The organism is Streptomonospora mangrovi, assembly GCF_027604915.1.
In the GTDB taxonomy this organism is placed as follows: Bacteria; Actinomycetota; Actinomycetes; order Streptosporangiales; family Streptosporangiaceae; genus Streptomonospora; species Streptomonospora mangrovi.
This window is the reverse complement of sequence record NZ_JAJAQC010000111.1, coordinates 1-3,273: the sequence shown is the minus strand read 5'-3', so window position 1 is coordinate 3,273 and position 3,273 is coordinate 1. Positions and strand designations below refer to the sequence as shown.

At 78.6% G+C, this 3,273-nt stretch carries 2 protein-coding genes; both read left to right on the top strand.

All coding sequences use genetic code 11. From position 1 onward, the window contains the following. Window positions 1–355: 355 nt before the first annotated feature. A complete protein-coding gene (locus tag LG943_RS27575; protein WP_270075312.1) occupies window positions 356–2,008 on the top strand; it encodes a carbamoyltransferase family protein in 1,653 nt (550 codons plus the stop codon). 2 nt (window positions 2,009–2,010) lie between these two features. Next, the coding region (locus tag LG943_RS27570; RefSeq protein ID WP_270075311.1) for a glycosyltransferase family 2 protein at window positions 2,011–3,273 on the top strand (1,263 nt) is incomplete at its 3' end.

Sequence of the window (3,273 nt, the reverse complement as noted above, 5' to 3'; positions counted from 1 at the left end):
GGGCGCGGGACCGCCGCGCGGGGCCGCCCGAAACCCCGCCGGGGGCGCGGCGGCGCACCGCCGCGCCCCCGCGTCCACCCGCGCGCCGGGCGGTGCGCCCCCGCGCGGGCGGCCGACCGAAAGGTGCCGCGTGGGGCCGGCGGGGAGCGCGGCGCCCTCCGGCGGGCTCGGCGCGGGGCCGCGCCGGCGACTCTCCGTACTTGGCGGATCCTCCAGCAATGTCACTCTCAGTGACTATAGTGCCCGTATTTGCTGAGCTGAGTGTTTGAGAGCCGCTTCGTCTGGTAGTCGACTGGTCGTGCTCGAAGGCCCGGGCACTCGCTCACCGCCACCCACCGGGGAGGGGTATCGGTCCATGCGGTTTCTCGGTATCAACGCCGTTTTCCACGATCCCGCCGCCGCACTCGTCGTCGACGGCCAGACCGTGGCCGCCGCCGAGGAGGAGCGCTTCAGCCGGCGCAAGCACGGCAAGCACCCGGTGCCGTTCTCGGCCTGGGAACTGCCCGAGCAGGCGGCGCGCTGGTGCCTTGAGGTCGCCGGGATCACCCCCGCCGACCTCGACGGCGTCGCCTACTCCTACGACCCCGCCCTGGTGCGGCCCGAGCTGGACCGGCTCGACCCCGCCTGGGAGGACCTGCGCACCCTCTACGCCCGGCGCGCCCCGCAGTTCCTGGCCACCGCGCTGCCCGGCCTCGACCCCGACCGCGTCTCCTTCGTGCCCCACCACGTCGCCCACGCCGCCTCCGCCGTACTCGCCGCGCCGCCCGTGGGCGGCCGCCGCGACCGCGCGGTGCTCGTGGCCGACGGCCGCGGCGAGGACGCCGCCCACCTGGCCGGCGCCTACCGCGACGGCCGCCTGGAGATCCTGGCCCGCCAGAGCCTGCCGCACTCCCTCGGCCTGATCTACGAGGACCTCACCGACCACCTCGGCTTCCAGCGCTCCAGCGACGAGTACAAGGTCATGGCGCTGGCCTCCTCGGGCAGCCCCCGCTTCCTGGGCGAACTCCGCGAACTCATCCGCACCGCCGGCGACGGCCTCATCCGCACCGAGCCCGTCGACTTCTCCGCGTTCGCCAAGCGCCGCGCCCGCGACGCCGACATCACCGCCGACCACGCCGACCTCGCCGCCAGCATGCAGCACCGCCTCGAAGAGGTCCTGCTGGAGCTGGTCACCTGGCTGCACGAGCGCACCGGCCTGCGCGGCCTCGCCATGGCCGGCGGCGTCGCGCTCAACTGCGTCGCCAACACCCGCGTCTTCGCCGACGGACCCTTCGACGACGTCTGGGTCCAGCCCGCCGCCGGCGACGCCGGCACCGCGCTGGGCGGCGCCCTGCACCTGGCCCAGGCCGCCGGCGAGCCCGTGGCGCCCATGCCCGGTGCCGACCTCGGCCGGGGCTGGAGCGACGCCGACTGCGCCGCCGCCCTCGACCGCGCCCGCCTGCGCTACGAGCGCCCCGACGACCTCGCCGACACCGTCGCCGCCGCGCTGGCCCGCAACGAACTCGTCGCCTGGTTCCAGGGCCGCAGCGAGTACGGCCCCCGCGCGCTGGGCCGCCGCTCCCTGCTGGCCAACCCCATGCACGCCGCCAACCTCGACCGCCTCAACGACGTCAAGGGCCGCGAGAGCTTCCGCCCGGTGGCGCCCATGGTGCGCGCCGAACGCGCCGCCGAGATCTTCCGGCGCGGCCCGCTGCCCAGCCCCTACATGCTGTTCGTGCACGACGTCGCCGAGGACTGGCGCGACCGCATCCCGGCCGTGGTGCACACCGACGGCACCGCCCGCGTGCAGACCGTCGACTCCGGCGACCCGCTGCTGGCGCGCATGCTGCACCGCTTCGAGGAGCACACCGGCGTACCCGTGGTCGTCAACACCAGCCTCAACACCGCCGGGCGCCCCATGGTCGACAGCCCCCGCGACGTCCTGGAGTGCTTCGGCTCCTCACCGATCGACCTGCTGGCCATCGGCCCGTTCGTCGTGCGGCGCGCCCACATCACCGAGGGGCGGTGACCGTGCCCGACCGCACCGCGCACCCGGGGGCGGAGCCCGCATACTCCGTGGTCGTGCCCACCGTGGGGCGGCCCGAACTCCCGCGCGCCCTGCGCCCGCTGCTGGCGGGCGCCGACCCCGCACCGGCCGAAATCGTCGTGGTCGACGACCGCCCCGCGCCCGGCCCGCCGCCGCCCGGCACCGGCCACCCGGCCGTGCGGGTGCTGCGCTCGGGCGGGCGGGGGCCCGCCTGCGCCCGCGACCTCGGCTGGCGCGCCACGCGCGCCCCGTGGGTGGTCTTCCTGGACGACGACGTGGTCCCCGACCCCGACTGGTGCGCCGCGCTGGCGGCCGACCTCGCCGGGGCGGGCGACCACGTGGGCGGCGTGCAGGGCCGCATCGAGGTCCCGCCGCCGCCCGGCCGCCGGCCCACCGACGCCGAACGCGGCACCCTGGGCCTGGCCGGGGCCGCCTGGATCACCGCCGACATGGCCTACCGCCGCTCGGCGCTGGAGGCGGTCGACGGCTTCGACCGCCGCTTCCGCCGCGCCTACCGCGAGGACACCGACATCGCCCTGCGCGTGCTCGACGCCGGGTTCACCCTGGTCCGGGGCCGGCGCCGGTGCGTGCACCCGGTGCGCGACGCCGGGCTGTGGCGCAGCGTCGCCGCCCAGGCCGGCAACGCCGACGACGTGCTCATGCGCCGCCTGCACGGCCGGGGCTGGCGCGACCGCGTGGCCGAGCCGCCCGGCCGGTTCCGCCGCCACGTCGCGGCCACCGCCGCCCTCGGCGGCGCGGTCGCCGCGGGGGCGCTCGCCGCCGCCGCGTCATCGGCGGCCGACCGCCGCGCCGCCGCCCGGCGGGCCGCCGACCGCCGCGCGCACACGGCCGGGCTGGCCGTGGCGCTCCTGCTGCTGCGCTCGGTCTCGCGGACCGCCGCGCTCACGGCCGCCGCCACCCATCCCGCAGCCCGCACCACCCCGCGCCGCGCGGCGGGCACCGCCGCCACCGCACCGGCCGCCCTGGCCGCGCCCCTCATCCTCGTCCTGGCCGCCGCCGCCCTGCTGCTGCGACCCCGCCGCTCGCCCGCCGACGCGGACCCGGCCCAAGCCCCCACCGCCCGCCGCCCGCTGACCGGCACGCGGAGCGCCGGCCGCGCGGCCGGCGCCGCGGCCTCGCCGCGGGGGCGCCCGGTGCCAGGGAACCGTACGGCGCGGGCCGCCGCCGCGCTGAGCGTCCGCGCCCTGCCCGCACCGGCGGCCGCGGCCGCGGCCGCTGCCGCAGCC